The following is a 15,542-nucleotide window of genomic DNA, read 5'->3' as shown; positions in this document are numbered from 1 at the left end:
TCAGTCGAATAATCCGGTATTTCCATTTTCCAGCAAAGGCATTAATTCAGCTACGATTTTAGGGTTTTCTGCTGCGATATTAATGGATTCCAGCGGATCATTTTGATGGTCAAAGAGCTCAATAGTTGGCTCGGCATCTCTGAAATATTTTGTTAATCGGTACCGATCAGTGCGCAGGGAAATTCCTTTGTGATAGTATGAGTAGGCAACATTTCCCACTTTAGAATCCTTCGATTTCAATAACCCTGCAAAGCTTTCACCATCCAAACCATTTGGACTTTCAATGCTCAATAACTCCATTAAGGTTGGGTATATATCCACGGACTCAACGATTGAATCGTCAATTTTGGAAAGCTTTGAACCTGGTATTTTAAAGATTAGAGCTGAGTTTAATGCATATTCAAACAGCGTATGTTTGCCCCAAATTTGCTGCTCACCCAGGTGCCAGCCATGATCTCCCCAGACGATCACGATGGTGTTTTGATCCAATTCAAGTGCCTTCAACTCGTCTAGAATCAACCCAATCTGTGCATCTGAATAGCTGGTAGCCGCATAGTAAGCATGCTTGATTTTTCTTGCATAGTCATCAGAAAGTTGATTATCCAAGCTCGCCTTTTCCTCACCTAAAGCATATTGATTAAACTCTCCACTTTCTAGTAAGCTTTGACGAGCTACATTTTGAGGTTTTGTTGGGTTTTTTGGCAAAGGAATTTGGTCTTCTTCGTACAGATCCCAATATTTTTTTGGAGAGGTAAAAGGCAAATGTGGTTTGAAAAAGCCCACTCCTAAAAAGAATGGTTGTTTCTGATCTTTCAGCTCCCGAAGCTTCTTGATTGCTAATTGTGTAGTCAGTCCGTCAGGATATCCCAAGTCATCCACATCCCCAGCTTCGTAAGGTTTGACCTGCTTTTTCATGCTTTGGCGGTTTTCACCATTAGCAAATCCAAAGAAAGCATTCCATCCTGTTCCCCATTTTCCACTGTCAAATAAAAACTCATCCCAGCTATAGGGCAGTTCTTTTTTATCCGAAACCTCCTCTTCGTATCCATAGACGTAGCCATCGACAGAGTGAGATATTTTTCCTATTCCTACTGTGTGGTAACCATTTCTTCTCAAGTGATGGACAAATGTTTCAGGTATTTCAGTTTCAGGTTTTGTGGAGAATTCATCCTGCATGATGTTGTTACCCAATTCAGCAGTTCGCCTGGGTCTTTTTCCTGTGAGAAAAGCAGCACGGGAAGCACCGCAGGTAGGTACTTGGACAAAATGATTGGTAAAACTTACGGCTTCAGCTGCTAGCCTGTCAAGGTTAGGAGTAATGATCGCACTATTTTCAAAATGGCCTAGTTCTGCTCTCAAATCATCCACTGCTATGAATAGCACATTAGGTTTATTTGATTGTGCAAATCCAAGAGAAGTGCTGCATGTAAAAAACAAGAATAAGAATGTGGGTTTGAAAAACTTAAATTTCATGGAAGGGTTATTTCAGACAGTTAATCTAGGCCGATTGTTCTACTATTAAAAATATTCCTGAGATGTTGTTATTCAATTAAAAGAAATGAGCTGACAATTACGGTCAGCTCACGAGAATTTAATTCACTTCAGTCCAGACAGATACTGAGCCTGGAGTGCAGTGGAATTCTGCCCAACCGGAGTCGTTTACCCAGACTTCATCCTGGATTTTACCCAGCATATCTTTGAAGCTTTTTCCAGCATAACGAGTCCCGATCTCCATAGAAATGGTAGCTCCATCCCCATTTGACAAAACCACGGCGCAACCGCTGTGTTCTTCATCACCCTCTCTAGTCCAGCCGATGGCATTGGCACTTTCGAAGTAATCGCGTTGCGTACCAAATGCAAAGTCCTTTCTGGCATAGAGCATAGGTTCTAATTCGTCCACCCGATTGATAAATATCTCATAGTCTTGTCCGTCTTCCCCTTTGTCCCAATAGCTGGCACCAAAAAGATCGGGATAAAAGACACATGGATAACCATCTTTGCGAAGCAAAATCAGAGCATAAGCCAAAGGTTTAAACCAAGATTCCACCGGTGCTTCCAGTGATTGTAGTGGTTGCGTGTCATGATTGTCCACTAAGGTTACTGCCAGCTCAGGACTATTTGCGACAAGTGAATTTTCAAATATTTTCCGCAGGTCATAATCACTTCCTGAGTTGGAAGCGTGATGCAAACTATGGTGTAAGGCTGAATCGAAAAGACTCATGGTTCCATCTGTGGCTTCCAGATATCTTGTCAATAATTCCAAATTACCTGGAGCCCAGTATTCACCTACTGCGAAAATATCTTTGCCAGTACGCTCTCGAAGTAAGTAAAGGAAGTCCTTAAAATAATGTGGAGGAATGTGCTTCACTGCATCCAGTCTGACGCCATCGTAATAGGTTAGCTCATGCAGCCAAGTAGCATGTTTGAGAAGCTCATCACGGACAGCTGGGTTTCTAAATTCAATGTCACAAAACATCAGGAAGTCATAATTTCCCTTTTCATCATCTATCATTTCCTCCCAATCATCGCCATACTCGCTCATTAGATTGAATACACCGTGTTCCTGATTGCGATGGTCATAATCCACTCCGCTGAAGCAATGCTTGTCCCAGATGAAATCAGAGTATTTGCCATTTCTTCCTGGAAAAGTAAAGCGGGTAAATGACTCGATTTCGTAGGGCTCTGAGAGGTTTTCAAGCCTATTTTCTTCATTCACCTTCACTACTTGCATGAGTTCGGATTCATCACCTCCTGTTTTGTGATTGAATACAAAATCTACTATCACCTGCACTCCTCTATCATGTAAGGCTTGGGTTGCTTCTATGAATTCATCCTTGGTACCGTATTTTGTCCGTACAGATCCTTTTTGATCGAACTCTCCCAGATCAAATAGGTCGTATGTGTCATATCCTGTACTCATTCCTCCTCTTTCGCCTTTAGATGCTGGCGGTAGCCAAACGCTGGTAATGCCAAGGTTTCCCAGATATTCCGCTTTTTCTTTTACTTCTTTCCATAGTGTGTCTTCCGGGGAATACCAATGGAAAAATTGCATCATTGTTCCGTTTTTCATAATTAAAAGTTGCTTAGTTAGTGGTTTAGATTAAACGGTAAACGCCAAATTCTAAAGATGGTTTAAACTATTTTTAAGCGGGATTTTGTGATTCAAAATGGGGAGAAATAGCCCTTAAAAACATCAAAACCCGATAGGATTTCTATCGGGTTTTTGAAGGTTTTTTAAAATGATGAAGAGAAGTTTTACCAATTCTCCACAGCTACTAATGTTTCATTTTCTACTTTTCCCACAAGAGAAAAAAGATCGAGTGTAAGACAAAAATCAATATCAGAATCTATGTTGTGATTTTGCAGTCGCTTGGCATGGGAAGCCTGAGAAAGAAATCCTTTCAGATCGTGGCCTTCTTTTTCAAATAGCGACTTCATCGCAATTGCACCGTCATCTTCAGCCTCATGAGTTGCTTCGAGTGCTTTTACCAAAGCTCCCGCATAAAGGGAATCTTCCAGGTTGAATTTGGCTTTCCAGCCAGCACAATGAATAAGTACATCTTTATCACGGGATTGGATGTAGCTTACAGTGGCTTGAAGATTTGGAAAAGCGCCAATCAGAATCTCGTCAGCTCCAGCAGATTTTGAAATTGCCAATGTGCCATTAGTGGTAGTCATCGCCAGCTTTTGGTTATGATAATCGCCAGAAAGATAGGCTAAAGGTGAATTTCCTAATTGAAAACCTTCTGCTTTAATTCCATTTCTCTCTCCGGCAATCAAATAGCCTGAAGATGCCATGGTTCTACACTCTTCAAGATCAGCACAGGTTTTTATTTCCGAGATTCCATTTGCCAAAGCTGCGACCATAGTGGAGGTAGCGCGAAATATATCGACTACGACCACAATTTTGCCCTGCAATTCGTGCAGTTGAATCAAGTCTGGGCTGAAACAGATTTCTACTTGTTGCATTTATTTTTTCAAAAGTGGAAGTTTTTCCACCTGCGCTTTAAGGTTCTTGTTTCTTACTTGGATGAAAATTTCAGTTCCAGCTTTGCTGAAATCAGTTTTCACATATCCCAAGCCAATACCAACTCCCATGCTTGGGGATTGAGTGCCTGAAGTCACTTCTCCGATCACTTCTCCAGCAGCATCCACAATAGGATAATGTCCTCTTGGAATACCTCTTTCCTGCATGATAAAGCCAACTAATTTCTTGGAAACTCCAGTTTCTTTTTGAGCTTTTAAAGCTTCGGAATTGGTGAAGTCTTTGGTGAATTTGGTGATCCAGCCTAGTCCAGCTTCAAGGGGAGAAGTGGTGTCAGTGATGTCATTTCCATAGAGACAATAACCCATTTCCATTCTGAGCGTATCTCTTGCACCTAGACCGATTGGCTTGATATCAAAGTCTTTACCAGCTTCGAACACAGCGTTCCAAACTTTCTCTGCATCTTCGTTTTTCACGTAGATTTCAAATCCTCCAGCTCCGGTATAGCCAGTTCCAGATATGATGACATCCTGAACTCCAGCAAATTCACCAACGGTGAAATGATAGAATTTTATTTCAGATAGATTCACAGGAGTCAAGGCCTGTACTGCTTCGATTGCTTTTGGGCCTTGGATTGCAAAAAGAGAGATCCCATCAGAGATATTGGTGAGCTTAGCGCCCATAGTATTATGCTTATTTACCCAATCCCAATCCTTATCAATGTTGGAAGCATTGACTACGAGCATATACTTATCATCTTCAAATTTGTAAACTATCAAGTCATCAACTATTCCACCTATTTCGTTGGGAAAGCAAGAATACTGCGCTTGTCCATTGACGATTTTGGAAGCATCGTTGGAAGTTACTTTTTGGATCAGGTTGAGCGCCTCAGGGCCTTCTACCATAAATTCACCCATATGGGACACATCAAAAACGCCAACGCCATTCCTCACGCAAAGGTGCTCTTCATTATCAGAACTGTAGCGTACAGGCATGTTATATCCTGCAAAAGGCACCATCTTACCACCAAGGGCAACGTGCAAGTCATTGAGTTGGATTTTTTTGATTTGCTCTTCCATAATCTGGGTTAATTTTCTAGTGGGCAAAGGTAAGGATTGAGGCGAAAAATGCACTAAAAAAGGCAACCTGATCAGGTTGCCTTTCAATGATTATCAAGATTTAACGCTTATACAGAGAAGCTTTCTCCGCAGCCGCAAGTTCTGCTCGCGTTTGGATTGACGAATTGGAAGCCTTTTCCATTTAGTCCGTCTGTGAATTCCAGTGTAGTTCCTGCTAAATAAAGTAAACTTTTTCGGTCCACTAGAATTTTCACTCCTTTATCTTCAAATACGTGGTCAGTTTCCACTTGAGCGCCATCAAACCCCAAGTCGTACATTAGACCTGAGCAGCCGCCACCTTTCACTGAAACGCGAATATTCTCATTTTCTGCGCGTCCTTCCTCTTTTTTGAGCTCCAGGATGCGCTCTTTGGCTTTGTCAGAAACGATTATCATATCTTTATTTATTACTTTGTCTTAAGTTGAAGTATTGGGAAAACATCCGTTTGCCCAAAAAGATTCAGTGCAAATATAGCAAATTTAAACATGAGGAAAATCGAGCATATAGGCATAGCAGTGAAGGATCTGGAGAAATCCAATGAGCTTTTCGCCAAGCTGCTGGGAAAAAAGCACTTTAAAACCGAGGAAGTGGATGGAGAGAAAGTAGCTACTTCATTTTTTCAGGTTGGGGAAACGAAAGTGGAACTGCTTCAGGCAACTGATGAAAGTAGCCCGATTGCCAAATACCTGGAAAAAAAGTCAGAAGGAGTTCATCATATAGCATTTGATGTGGAAGATATCAATGCTGAAGTTGAGCGATTGAAAGCAGAAGGGTTCGAAATCCTGAATGAAACGCCAAAACTGGGTGCAGACAATAAATTAGTGGTATTTTTGCACCCTCGAAGCACTAATAGTGTTTTGATTGAGTTGTGTCAGGAGATTTAGATACTTCATTATTCGATATCCTTTATTGAAATATTGGAAGATTGAAAAATTCAGCATAACGCAGGTTTTGTGTTGTAAGGTTGGAAAGATGAAAGGTGGTAAGGTTAGTAAAAGACATCGACTCTACTGTGCCTCTCGTAAATCGTACTTCGTAAATCCCAATTTCAGGATTTGCCTAAAAAGATAATAGAATTTTAAAATAGCGCCTTTGCGCCTTGGCGGGAGGTTATCAATATTATGTCAGAAAAGAGAACAGAAATAAGCGATTTGGGTGAGTTCGGTTTGATCGATCACTTGAATGAGAAAGTAATAATTAAAAATTCCAGCACATTAAAGGGTATTGGTGACGATGCTGCAGTGATTGAAGCTGGAGACATGGTCAAAGTTGTGACTACTGATTTATTGGTAGAAGGAGTTCATTTCGATCTTTCCTATGCGCCTCTACCTCACTTGGGTTTCAAAGCTGTGGCAGTGAATGTGTCCGACGTGGCGGCTATGAATGCAGTTCCTAAGCAGATCACTGTAAGTATCGCACTATCCAACAGATTCTCAGTAGAAGCTATTGATGCGCTCTATGAAGGTATTCATGCGGCATGTGAGCATTACGGTGTGGATTTGATTGGGGGTGATACCACGGCTTCCAGAAGTGGTCTGGTAATTTCGGTTACTGCTATCGGAGAAGCTAAGCCAGGGCAAATTTCCTATAGATCCGGGGCCAAAGAAAATGATATTCTTTGTGTGACTGGGGATTTAGGAGCAGCTTTGGTCGGGTTGCAGATTTTGGAGCGTGAAAAGGAAGTTTTTCTAGCCAATCCAGAAATGAAGCCTGACTTAGGGAAATACACCTTGGTGACTGCTCGGCAATTGAAGCCAGATGCTCGTGTGGATATTATCCATGAACTTCGAGAGATGGAAGTCGTGCCTACCAGTATGATGGATATTTCTGACGGTTTGGCTTCGGAGATTTTCCATATCTGCAAAGCATCTGGAGTAGGAGCGACGATCTATGAAGATAAGTTGCCAATAGATAAGCAAACTTTCGATACTGCTGTCGAATTGAATCTCGATCCGATTACCTGCGTGATGAATGGAGGAGAAGATTATGAATTGCTTTTCACGATTGATCAGAAGGACTTTGCGAAGCTGGAAAAGCATCCGGATATCCACTTCATCGGTCATATCACCAAATCAGAAGAAGGTAAGTTCTTAGTAACGAAAAGTGGAACTGCCGTACAAATCAAAGCACAGGGTTGGAAGCATTTTTGAATCAACCGTAACTCTTGGCCCAAAGTCTTCGGACCTGTCCGACGCCAGGCGGGCTTGGACCTTATTAAAAAAGCAAAAACCTCTTCAAAATCAATTGAAGAGGTTTTTTTATGATTAAGAATCTTTTCGGATAGTATCCAGGATTAAAGTTAAAGGACTATTTTTTTAGCATTAACCAACCCCTTGGATCCACAGTTGGCTCGTTGATGCTATTAATTAGCAGTGGTTTCTTGCCTAGCTTAAATTTCTCGATTCCCTTCTCTGTTTCCAGTTCTACAGGCAGTTCGAAATCGATTCCCTGTAGTGAAACTTCAAAGCCTTTGTTTCCCTTTTTAGAGATTTTTACCTCTGGAATATCAGTGGTGTAAAGATAAATCTGGAAAAAACCTTCCAAATCTTTTCCAGTATATGATTGGACAAATTCAATAAAATCGCGCGTGTTAACTTGGTTTTCGTAAGTAAATCTAGGGTCATTTGCGAAAGCTTTCAACATGGGGAAGAAAACCTCATCACCTAAAACCCCGCGTAAGGAATGCATGATAAATGCTCCTTTTGTATAAATTTCTGAGTGATAGGCTTCCTCTTCAGTACTATTTATGGGGCTGGCTACTGGCTTGGAATGACTGATAGATTTCAAAGTCCCATCTACTTTTTCGAAGTAAGCCTCTTCACCACCATGCTCTAAGTAGAACAACCAGTCTCCGTAGGCAGTAATTCCCTCGTGGATCCAGAAATCCGCCCAATCACTCACTGAAACCTTATTCCCGAACCACTCATGACCTAGTTCATGGTGCAATAAATTATCATAGTTGACTGAGCCCATCTTTACGAATCGATAATTGTTTCCATACGCATTGATGGTCTGGTGCTCCATTCCGAGATAGGGAGTTTCCACGATCGCAACTTTGTCTTTTGGCCAAGGGTAGGCTCCAAAATATTTCTCATGCGTTTGGGTGGATACGTCTAGCACTTCTAAAATATCCTGTGCCTTGTTTTTGTTTTCTTGCAAAACCCAGACATGCATCGGGATTTGTTCACCCGAAACAGAAGTGAAGTTTTTCTTTTCTTCATGAAAAACACCCATGGTAAAATTGATTCCATAATTGTTGATCGGGTATTCCGTAGTCCAATGATAAGTAAGTTTTTCGCCGTCCTGCTTGACTTGGTCTAGGATTCCGTTAGCTGCTACGAAATACGGTTTTGGAACGGTAATCAAAAGATCAACGCCCTCTTCGGCTTCTGAAGAAGGGTGATCCAATGCAGGCATAAATATCTTTGCCCCTTCTCCTTGCGATGATAGCCCCATCCAATCATTTCCTAATTGATCTTTTTTCCAAGTAAAACCGCCTTCCCATGGTGGATTTATCGCAATCGGGGTTATTCCCTCATAGAAAATATCCACCGCATCACATGAACAAGAAGTGATTAGAATATCTATGAGATCATTGTTATGTGAAAACTCCAGATCAGCTCCATTGGCCTGGACGCTTGTCACTTGATACTCATCGATAAGGTCTAGACGAAGAGTATCTAATTGATTGTTGGAGGAAAATGTGACCGTGCTTTTACCTTTGATTGATTGGCTCTCCGGGAGAATCTCAAATTCCAGCCGGTAATGTTTTACCTCAAACTTTGCTTGCAACGGATCAATCGGTCCTCCCCAATCCCAGTTTTGACCAAAACCTAAAGAGATCGAGGCAAAAAGGATTGTAATAACTAAAAGAAATTTTTTCATAAAATCTGGGGTATCGGTTTCAGGAGTAAAAGCTAAGATATTCTAATTTATTGCTTTTGGATTTAAGTGGTTAAGTTTTGTTTCTATTAAAAGGGATGAGATTTGTATGACTTTTCTATAGTGATGAGTCTAAAACCAAAAAACCTCTTCAAAATCAATTGAAGAGGTTTTTTTATGATTAAGAATCTTTCGGATTAACCGATAGAAACTCTTTTGAAAGCAGAAACAGTCATTCCCTTGCTTACTGAGTCAAGGTATTGAGCGATAGTTTTGTTGTTGTCTTTCACAAAAGACTGGCTCAACAAAGTGTTTTCTTTGTAGAACTTGTTCAGTTTACCCAAAGCGATTTTCTCAAGCATTTCTTCAGGCTTACCTTCAGCTCTTGCTTGCTCTTTGCCCACTTCGATTTCTCTTTCTACTACAGAAGAGTCAACTCCGTCTTTATCCAAAGCAACTGGGTTCATCGCTGCAATTTGCATTGCTACGTCTTTTCCAGCTTCTTCTACGTCAGTTCCGCTTGTGTTAGTTAATCCAACCAATACACCTAATTTACCATTAGAGTGTATGTAAGGAACAACAGTTTCAGCAGAAATCACTTCATAATGAGAGATCTCAAGTTTTTCACCGATCTTACCAGTCATCTCAGTGATTTTCTCAGCTACAGTGATGTTTTCGAAAGGAAGCGCAAGAATTTCTTCTACAGAAGTTGCTCCGTTTTCTACTGCAAGGTCAAGTAGTGTGTTTGCAAATGCACCGAATTCTTCATTTTTAGCAACAAAGTCAGTTTCGCAAGTCAAAGTAAGCAATGTTCCTTTAGCGCCATTTTCAGTCACTTTAGTTACAGCTACACCTTCTTTAGTCTCACGATCAGCTCTGGAAGCAGATACTTTTTGACCTTTCTTTCTGAGGATGTCAACAGCTTTTTCGAAATCGCCTTCTGATTCGGTAAGTGCTTTTTTGCAATCCATCATACCGGCACCGGTCATTTGTCTCAATTTGTTTACTTCTTGTGCAGTAATTGCCATTGTATTGTCAGTTTAAAATTAAACGGATTATGTTTTGTCTAAAAAACTTCGAAGTTCAAGAGAAGACCTTCGAGGTTTTTTCACTTTATAATTAGGAGCATTATCCTTACGGAGAAACCTCAAAGGACAAATGCAGGTAAAACAAAAAAATTGAACATAGGCCGAAACCTGATGTTCAATTTTTAATTTATTTCAAATCAAGGTGTGGATTATTCTTTTGTTTCAGCGTCCACAGCTTTCTTAGCTTCTTCCTCTTCAGAAAGTTTAGCTTCTTCTTTGTCTTTCTTACGCTCTGAAAGACCTTCTTCGATAGCTGTACCGAACGCTTTAACTAGTAAAGAAACGGACTTGAAAGCATCGTCATTAGCGGGAATTGCGAAATCAACCTCGTTCGGGTTTGAGTTCGTATCCACCAATGCGAAAACAGGGATACCAAGCTTTTTTGCTTCAGCAATTGCAATGTGTTCTCTTTTGATGTCCACTACAAAAAGCGCTGCAGGGAGTCTGCTTAGGTCAGCGATACCGCCTAGGACATCTTCCATTTTGTCTTTCTGACGGGAAACCATCAAACGTTCCTTCTTCGCAAGGTTCTTGTAAGCTTCCTCTTTCATCAATTTGTCCAAACCGGACATTTTCTTCAATGATTTACGGATAGTAGCGAAGTTAGTCAACATACCACCTAACCATCTCTCGGTTACGTAAGGCATGTTAAGTCTCTTTGCTTCAGTAGCTACAAGGTCTTTCGCTTGCTTCTTGGTAGCAACGAACATCACTTTTTTGCCGGAGCGTACGATTTGCTTGATAGCATTAGATGCTTCGTCGAGGCTAGCAAGCGTTTTGTTTAGATCGATGATGTGGATACCATTTTTCTCCATGAAAATGTATGGAGCCATTCTCGGATCCCACTTTCTCGTCAAGTGTCCGAAGTGAACACCAGCATCTAGTAAGTCTTTATATTCTAATTTGGCCATAATATAATTTGTATATTCTGAAGTAAATCCAGATTAACGTTTTGAGAACTGGAATTTTCTTCTTGCTTTTCTACGTCCTGGCTTCTTACGTTCCACCATTCTAGGGTCACGGGTAAGGAAACCTTCTTTTTTCAATGCAGGTCTGTGTTCTGCGTCGAATTCGCACAAAGCTCGGGAGATAGCCATACGGGCTGCTTCTGCCTGACCTTTGATTCCTCCTCCATCTACATTGATCTGGATGTCGTAGTTGCCTTCCACGCCTACTAGGGCAAGTGGCTGCTTCACTACGATCTGGTGAAGATCAAAAGGAAAGTAAACTTCCAGAGATCTGTTGTTTACGGAGATTTCGCCTTTTCCTGGAGCCATGTAAATTCTGGCTACAGAGGTTTTTCTTCTACCGATTTTGTTGATCATTTCCATAATAGACGATTAAAGAGTGATGGCTTTAGGCTGCTGTGCAGTATGTGGATGCTCAGATCCTTCATACACGTACAAGTTGCCGTATAATTTTCTTCCTAATCTGTTTTTAGGCAACATGCCTCGTACAGCTTTCTCGATCAGGATAGTTGAAGATTTGTCCTTCAATAATCTTGGCGTAGAAATACGCTGTCCGCCTGGATAGCCAGTGTGTCTCACATAAACTTTGGAGTCCCACTTGTCACCAGTTAGTCTGATTTTGTCTGAGTTGATTACGATGACATTGTCACCACAATCAGCGTGAGGAGTGAAGCTTGGCTTCGTCTTACCTCTCAAGATTTTCGCTACCTCACTAGCCAATCTACCCAAAACTGCTGCTTGGGCATCCACTACCACCCATTGCTTATCTGCAGTCGCGGCATTGGCTGATACGGTCTTATAGCTCAAAGTATCCACTGTGTAACTGTTTAATATTTAGCTTGTTAAATTTATTTCACCCTCAAAAAGGGACACAAAGATAGGAGTATTTTATTTTCGATGCAAAATATTTCCAATACTAAGTCCTAATTTTCACAGGCTTAGCGTTTTACTACCAATCAAAACCGGTCGTTTCTTACTCTTTTTCGATCTAAATTTCTTAGCTGGTTTTCTCTAGTTGATTGACCAAAACCTTGAAATCCTTCGGATAAGGGGCATTTACGAAAATTTCTTTGTCGTCCAAACCCTTAAATCCAATCGAATAAGCATGAAGCGAAACCCGCTGCATAATCGGTAATTCTTCTGTCTCTTTTTTTAAATTGAAGCGGCGCTTGATAGAAGAAAGGTATAAAGGGTTGCCTCCGTATAAGGTGTCACCACAAATAGGTGACTTCAGGTAAGCCAAGTGAACCCTAATCTGATGCAATCTCCCAGTGATGGGTTTGCACTCGACTAAGGTGTGCGCATAGTAAGTCTTCAATGTAGTGAAAACTGTCTGCGCCGGCTTGCCGTCTTTACTTACTTTGGCGATTCCTTTGTTGTTGGCCAAGAGATTCCTGTCCACCAGCTCATCGCTGAATTCCTTGATCCCTTCCACCACTGCATGATAGACCTTGTTTACTTTTCTGCTTTCAAACTGCATGGCCAAATGCCTGTAGGCCGCTGGATTCTTGGCAATCACTAGACATCCTGAAGTTTCCTTATCCAATCTATGGCACAGTTGGGCATCGGGGGTGTGTGCCTTGGCAAGGTCTAGGATGTTCTGCGCTTCGTGTCTGTCGTCTAAGCTTGATAGATACGGCGGTTTATTGATTACCAGGTAATCCTCGTTTTCAAACAGAATAAGATTATCAAAATCTACTTTCTTCATGGATTCTCCTGCCTCTTCAATTGAGGCTGCAAAAGTAAGGAAAAAAGGATGGGTAAAAAACTTCTCTGGGATTTATTCTTAGTGAGTTATCACTTTAAGTTTATCTTCTGGAGTATCTATTTTCACCAAAGGCAAAGAAAAACTAAAAATCGAACCCTTACCCACCGTTGAGCTAACGGAAATCTTGCTTTTATGGCCTTCCAGAATGTGTTTGACTATGGCTAAACCTAATCCCGTACCTCCATCTTTTTTGTTTCTGCTCTTCTCCACTCGATAGAATCGTTCAAATATCCGCTTCAGATCTTCCGGAGGAATTCCCTGTCCATCGTCTTTGACATCCACCTGAATGCTGTTTTTGTGGGTCGTCATGGATATTTTTACTTCTCCACCGTTGTGGTTATACTTCATGGCGTTGAAAATCAGGTTTTGGCACACCCGGTAGATTTTCTGTCTATCGCCATTGGTCAGGTAGGTTTTGCCAGGATCTACCTCGAACTCTAGGTTCATGTCCCGCTTGAAAGCTTTGTGTTCCAGCTCCTCCATCACTTCCTCTATCAGTTCCTTCAAGTCAAATTCTGTAAACGTGAATTTAATCACCCCGCTTTCCATCTGATTCAGCGTGAGTAGGTCCTGTACCAAAATGTCCAGAGAGTCTAAGCTTTTGGCAGCCCGCTTTAGGAAACGCATTCGGACTTGTTTGTCGTCGATCGCGCCATCTAATAGCGTATGGATATAGCCTTGAGTTGCGAAAATCGGCGTTTTCAGTTCATGGGAAATGTCCGCGATAAATTCTCGTCTGAACTCCGCATTTTTTTGCAGTGTATCGATTTCCTTTTGCCGTGCAATGGCGTAGGAATTGATGACTTTGTTGATTTTGCGAAGCGGGGAGATTGATCCCTTTCGGCTCTTTTCACTGATCTCGGACAGGTCTTTTCGCTGGATTTTCTCCAGAAGGGAATAGATGTCTCCGATTTCTTTGAAAATCAAAAACTCCAACATAAATGAGATCAGCAAATAGGCTGAGGAAAAGGAAACTCCCCAAGCAACTAAGAGCAAGAGCAGACCTGCTCCATCCATTAACGATAAAAATGCCACCACCAGAGCTGAGATAGCTAAAGCCAGGATCAAAGAAATACCTCTGGAAGTGGTGAACATTTATTGCCCTAATTCGAATTTATAGCCTACACCTTTGACAGTAGTGATATATTCTTCTCCGATTTTCTCACGCACTTTCCGTATATGTACATCGACCGTTCTTGCCAATACAAACACATCTGCGCCCCAGATATTCTGAAGAAGTTCATCTCTACTGAAAACGATATTAGGGTTTTTGGCTAGAAAATACAACAACTCAAACTCCTTCTTAGGTAAGGTGATCGTCTTGCCTGACTTGTCGATGGTGTAGCTCCCTCGGTCGATCACCAGGTCTCTGATTTTGATTTGGATCTGCTCTTGTTCCTTTTTTGACTCACGTCTGAACAAGGCTGAAATCCTACTCATCAGCGCTCTTGGCTTTATCGGCTTGGTGATGTAGTCATCTGCTCCCACATCAAATGCCGCCACTTCGGAGTATTCTTCCATACGGGCCGTAAGGAAGATAATAAAAGTATTTTTTAGCTCGGGGATTTGTCTAACCTGCAAGCAGGTTTCCACACCATCCTGATTCGGCATCATGATGTCCAGAAGGATCACATCCGGCAAAAATTTGGCAGCAACTTTTACTGCTTTAATTCCATCCTCGGCAGTAGCTACGTCGTAGCCTTCCTTTTGAAGATTGTATTTCAGGATTTCAACAATATCAGGTTCGTCATCAACTACCAGAACTTTGATTTTTTGCTTGTCGCTCATCAGTGGTTTCTTAATGTTTAGCTCAAAATTAAGGAATATTTAAGGATAGAAGCCAAATAAAAGATTGTCTTTGCTGCATGTTATTGCTTGAAATGATAGGATTATTTGGCAAATGCAACCGTATGTTACCGCTATGTTATGTGATTTTAGATTAATTGTTTTTCAACCCCTTTGCTGAGATGATGTCCAGATTCAATGAACCTATGAAGAGGTTTGCTTTGATTTTTACAGGTATTTTGTTCTGATCCTTTGTGACCCACACCTTCACCGGGAATTCCCCTCGGAAGAGTTTATTCTTCGGTAGCTGTGGAGAGAAAATATAGGTTTCTTTCTTGCCAAGGTTTGTTTCCAGTGTCTCGGTGCCCTCGTAGATTAACTTTATGTTATATATTTCTTTGTCAAAGAAACCTCTGATCACGATGGATTCTCCGGGCTTCAGATCCTTTAATTCTTGTAATCTCAAATAGTAAAACCCACTTACCAGGTCTTGAACTTGTCCGGGTAGATCGAAATCTTTCGTCTCTTTCAAGTTTCTATTCTCCTTGTCAAAAAGCTTCATGGTCGCTTTCTTGTTTTTCTGGTCAAAGTGAACGAACTCATGCTTTCTGTATTTTCCCTCCTCAATATGGCGGTAGGAAACAGAAGGCAGCTTAGTCTCCATATCTAAGTAGGTGCCCCAGTTATCATTCACTTTCCCAAAAATGGTAGCTGCACCTTTCGTCTTTCCATATACATCTATTTTATAGTGTGGTTTGTCATTCTGCTCTTGAGCTCGCTTGGAAACCTGCATTTTTGCGTCAGCAAGGTTCAGCCATCCATAAGACACCTCAAAGGATAATTCCTCTCCGAAAGTAAAGGGAGCATTGCCTGCAAAGCCCTGTGCCGAAAGATCAGAGAGGGTGAAGAATACTAAAAGAAGAAGTGATCCGAGGATTCTTTTCATAA

The 15,542-nt window shown here is 41.3% G+C and carries 16 protein-coding genes; 2 read left to right on the top strand and 14 right to left on the bottom strand.

Annotated elements, in window-relative coordinates:
* From BM386_RS19920 to BM386_RS19900, 5 genes are all read right to left on the bottom strand, one after another.
* Window positions 1-1,473 carry a sulfatase gene (locus tag BM386_RS19920; protein WP_091697433.1) on the bottom strand — a complete coding sequence of 491 codons (1,473 nt, stop codon included), beginning with the start codon at window positions 1,471-1,473 and terminating at the stop codon, window positions 1-3.
* 118 nt (window positions 1,474-1,591) lie between these two features.
* The gene (locus BM386_RS19915) at window positions 1,592-3,070 is read right to left on the bottom strand and encodes an alpha-amylase (protein WP_211482935.1); all 1,479 of its coding nucleotides are present in this window, start codon (window positions 3,068-3,070) and stop codon (window positions 1,592-1,594) included.
* 185 nt (window positions 3,071-3,255) lie between these two features.
* Window positions 3,256-3,969 (bottom strand): 2-phosphosulfolactate phosphatase, encoded by a 714-nt coding sequence (locus BM386_RS19910; protein ID WP_091697431.1) that lies wholly within the window; start codon window positions 3,967-3,969, stop codon window positions 3,256-3,258.
* The gene (gene gcvT / locus BM386_RS19905; protein WP_091697430.1) at window positions 3,970-5,064 is read right to left on the bottom strand and encodes a glycine cleavage system aminomethyltransferase GcvT; all 1,095 of its coding nucleotides are present in this window, start codon (window positions 5,062-5,064) and stop codon (window positions 3,970-3,972) included.
* Window positions 5,065-5,171: 107 nt separating this feature from the next.
* Window positions 5,172-5,498: a HesB/IscA family protein gene (locus BM386_RS19900; RefSeq protein ID WP_091697428.1), complete on the bottom strand. Its 327-nt coding sequence runs from the start codon at window positions 5,496-5,498 to the stop codon at window positions 5,172-5,174.
* Window positions 5,499-5,588: 90 nt separating this feature from the next.
* On the opposite strand from BM386_RS19900, the gene mce reads away from it, so the two are divergent.
* A complete protein-coding gene (gene mce, locus BM386_RS19895; protein WP_091697427.1) occupies window positions 5,589-5,987 on the top strand; it encodes a methylmalonyl-CoA epimerase in 399 nt (132 codons plus the stop codon).
* 237 nt (window positions 5,988-6,224) lie between these two features.
* Entirely contained in the window at window positions 6,225-7,253 is a 1,029-nt protein-coding gene (thiL, locus tag BM386_RS19890; RefSeq protein ID WP_091697425.1) for a thiamine-phosphate kinase, read from the top strand.
* A 157-nt stretch (window positions 7,254-7,410) separates the two neighbouring features.
* On the opposite strand, the gene BM386_RS19885 is transcribed toward thiL, so the two are convergent.
* The 9 genes from BM386_RS19885 to BM386_RS19845 form a co-directional block, all read right to left on the bottom strand.
* Window positions 7,411-8,988 carry a M1 family metallopeptidase gene (locus tag BM386_RS19885; protein ID WP_091697423.1) on the bottom strand — a complete coding sequence of 526 codons (1,578 nt, stop codon included), beginning with the start codon at window positions 8,986-8,988 and terminating at the stop codon, window positions 7,411-7,413.
* A gap of 194 nt (window positions 8,989-9,182) precedes the next feature.
* Window positions 9,183-10,013, bottom strand: a complete 831-nt coding sequence (gene tsf / locus BM386_RS19880) for a translation elongation factor Ts (RefSeq protein ID WP_091697421.1) — start codon at window positions 10,011-10,013, stop codon at window positions 9,183-9,185.
* A gap of 209 nt (window positions 10,014-10,222) precedes the next feature.
* Window positions 10,223-10,984 (bottom strand): 30S ribosomal protein S2, encoded by a 762-nt coding sequence (gene rpsB / locus BM386_RS19875; protein ID WP_057937432.1) that lies wholly within the window; start codon window positions 10,982-10,984, stop codon window positions 10,223-10,225.
* A gap of 33 nt (window positions 10,985-11,017) precedes the next feature.
* Window positions 11,018-11,404, bottom strand: a complete 387-nt coding sequence (gene rpsI, locus BM386_RS19870) for a 30S ribosomal protein S9 (protein WP_091697419.1) — start codon at window positions 11,402-11,404, stop codon at window positions 11,018-11,020.
* 9 nt (window positions 11,405-11,413) lie between these two features.
* Complete coding sequence (gene rplM / locus BM386_RS19865; RefSeq protein ID WP_091697417.1) at window positions 11,414-11,857, bottom strand: 50S ribosomal protein L13; 444 nt, start codon at window positions 11,855-11,857, stop codon at window positions 11,414-11,416.
* A 181-nt stretch (window positions 11,858-12,038) separates the two neighbouring features.
* Window positions 12,039-12,749 carry an RluA family pseudouridine synthase gene (locus BM386_RS19860; RefSeq protein WP_091697415.1) on the bottom strand — a complete coding sequence of 237 codons (711 nt, stop codon included), beginning with the start codon at window positions 12,747-12,749 and terminating at the stop codon, window positions 12,039-12,041.
* Between the two features lie 78 nt (window positions 12,750-12,827).
* Window positions 12,828-13,904, bottom strand: a complete 1,077-nt coding sequence (locus BM386_RS19855; RefSeq protein ID WP_091697413.1) for a sensor histidine kinase — start codon at window positions 13,902-13,904, stop codon at window positions 12,828-12,830.
* A complete protein-coding gene (locus BM386_RS19850) occupies window positions 13,905-14,597 on the bottom strand; it encodes a response regulator transcription factor (RefSeq protein ID WP_091697411.1) in 693 nt (230 codons plus the stop codon). It abuts the gene before it with no gap.
* Between the two features lie 151 nt (window positions 14,598-14,748).
* Window positions 14,749-15,540 carry a DUF3108 domain-containing protein gene (locus tag BM386_RS19845; protein ID WP_091697410.1) on the bottom strand — a complete coding sequence of 264 codons (792 nt, stop codon included), beginning with the start codon at window positions 15,538-15,540 and terminating at the stop codon, window positions 14,749-14,751.
* Window positions 15,541-15,542 lie beyond the last annotated feature (2 nt).

It is taken from the genome of Algoriphagus locisalis, from assembly GCF_900116615.1.
Lineage (GTDB): Bacteria > Bacteroidota > Bacteroidia > Cytophagales > Cyclobacteriaceae > Algoriphagus > Algoriphagus locisalis.
This window is presented reverse-complemented; position numbering and strand designations above follow the sequence as displayed.

Coding starts and splice junctions, on each gene's coding strand:
- rpsB (WP_057937432.1), bottom strand. CDS start 10,984: ATGGCCAAATTAGAATATAAAGACTTACTAGATGCTGGTGTTCACTTC.
- BM386_RS19885 (WP_091697423.1), bottom strand. CDS start 8,988: ATGAAAAAATTTCTTTTAGTTATTACAATCCTTTTTGCCTCGATCTCT.
- BM386_RS19910 (WP_091697431.1), bottom strand. CDS start 3,969: ATGCAACAAGTAGAAATCTGTTTCAGCCCAGACTTGATTCAACTGCAC.
- tsf (WP_091697421.1), bottom strand. CDS start 10,013: ATGGCAATTACTGCACAAGAAGTAAACAAATTGAGACAAATGACCGGT.
- BM386_RS19920 (WP_091697433.1), bottom strand. CDS start 1,473: ATGAAATTTAAGTTTTTCAAACCCACATTCTTATTCTTGTTTTTTACA.
- thiL (WP_091697425.1), top strand. CDS start 6,225: ATGTCAGAAAAGAGAACAGAAATAAGCGATTTGGGTGAGTTCGGTTTG.
- BM386_RS19855 (WP_091697413.1), bottom strand. CDS start 13,904: ATGTTCACCACTTCCAGAGGTATTTCTTTGATCCTGGCTTTAGCTATC.
- rpsI (WP_091697419.1), bottom strand. CDS start 11,404: ATGGAAATGATCAACAAAATCGGTAGAAGAAAAACCTCTGTAGCCAGA.
- gcvT (WP_091697430.1), bottom strand. CDS start 5,064: ATGGAAGAGCAAATCAAAAAAATCCAACTCAATGACTTGCACGTTGCC.
- BM386_RS19900 (WP_091697428.1), bottom strand. CDS start 5,498: ATGATAATCGTTTCTGACAAAGCCAAAGAGCGCATCCTGGAGCTCAAA.
- BM386_RS19915 (WP_211482935.1), bottom strand. CDS start 3,070: ATGAAAAACGGAACAATGATGCAATTTTTCCATTGGTATTCCCCGGAA.
- BM386_RS19850 (WP_091697411.1), bottom strand. CDS start 14,597: ATGAGCGACAAGCAAAAAATCAAAGTTCTGGTAGTTGATGACGAACCT.
- BM386_RS19845 (WP_091697410.1), bottom strand. CDS start 15,540: ATGAAAAGAATCCTCGGATCACTTCTTCTTTTAGTATTCTTCACCCTC.
- BM386_RS19860 (WP_091697415.1), bottom strand. CDS start 12,749: ATGAAGAAAGTAGATTTTGATAATCTTATTCTGTTTGAAAACGAGGAT.
- mce (WP_091697427.1), top strand. CDS start 5,589: ATGAGGAAAATCGAGCATATAGGCATAGCAGTGAAGGATCTGGAGAAA.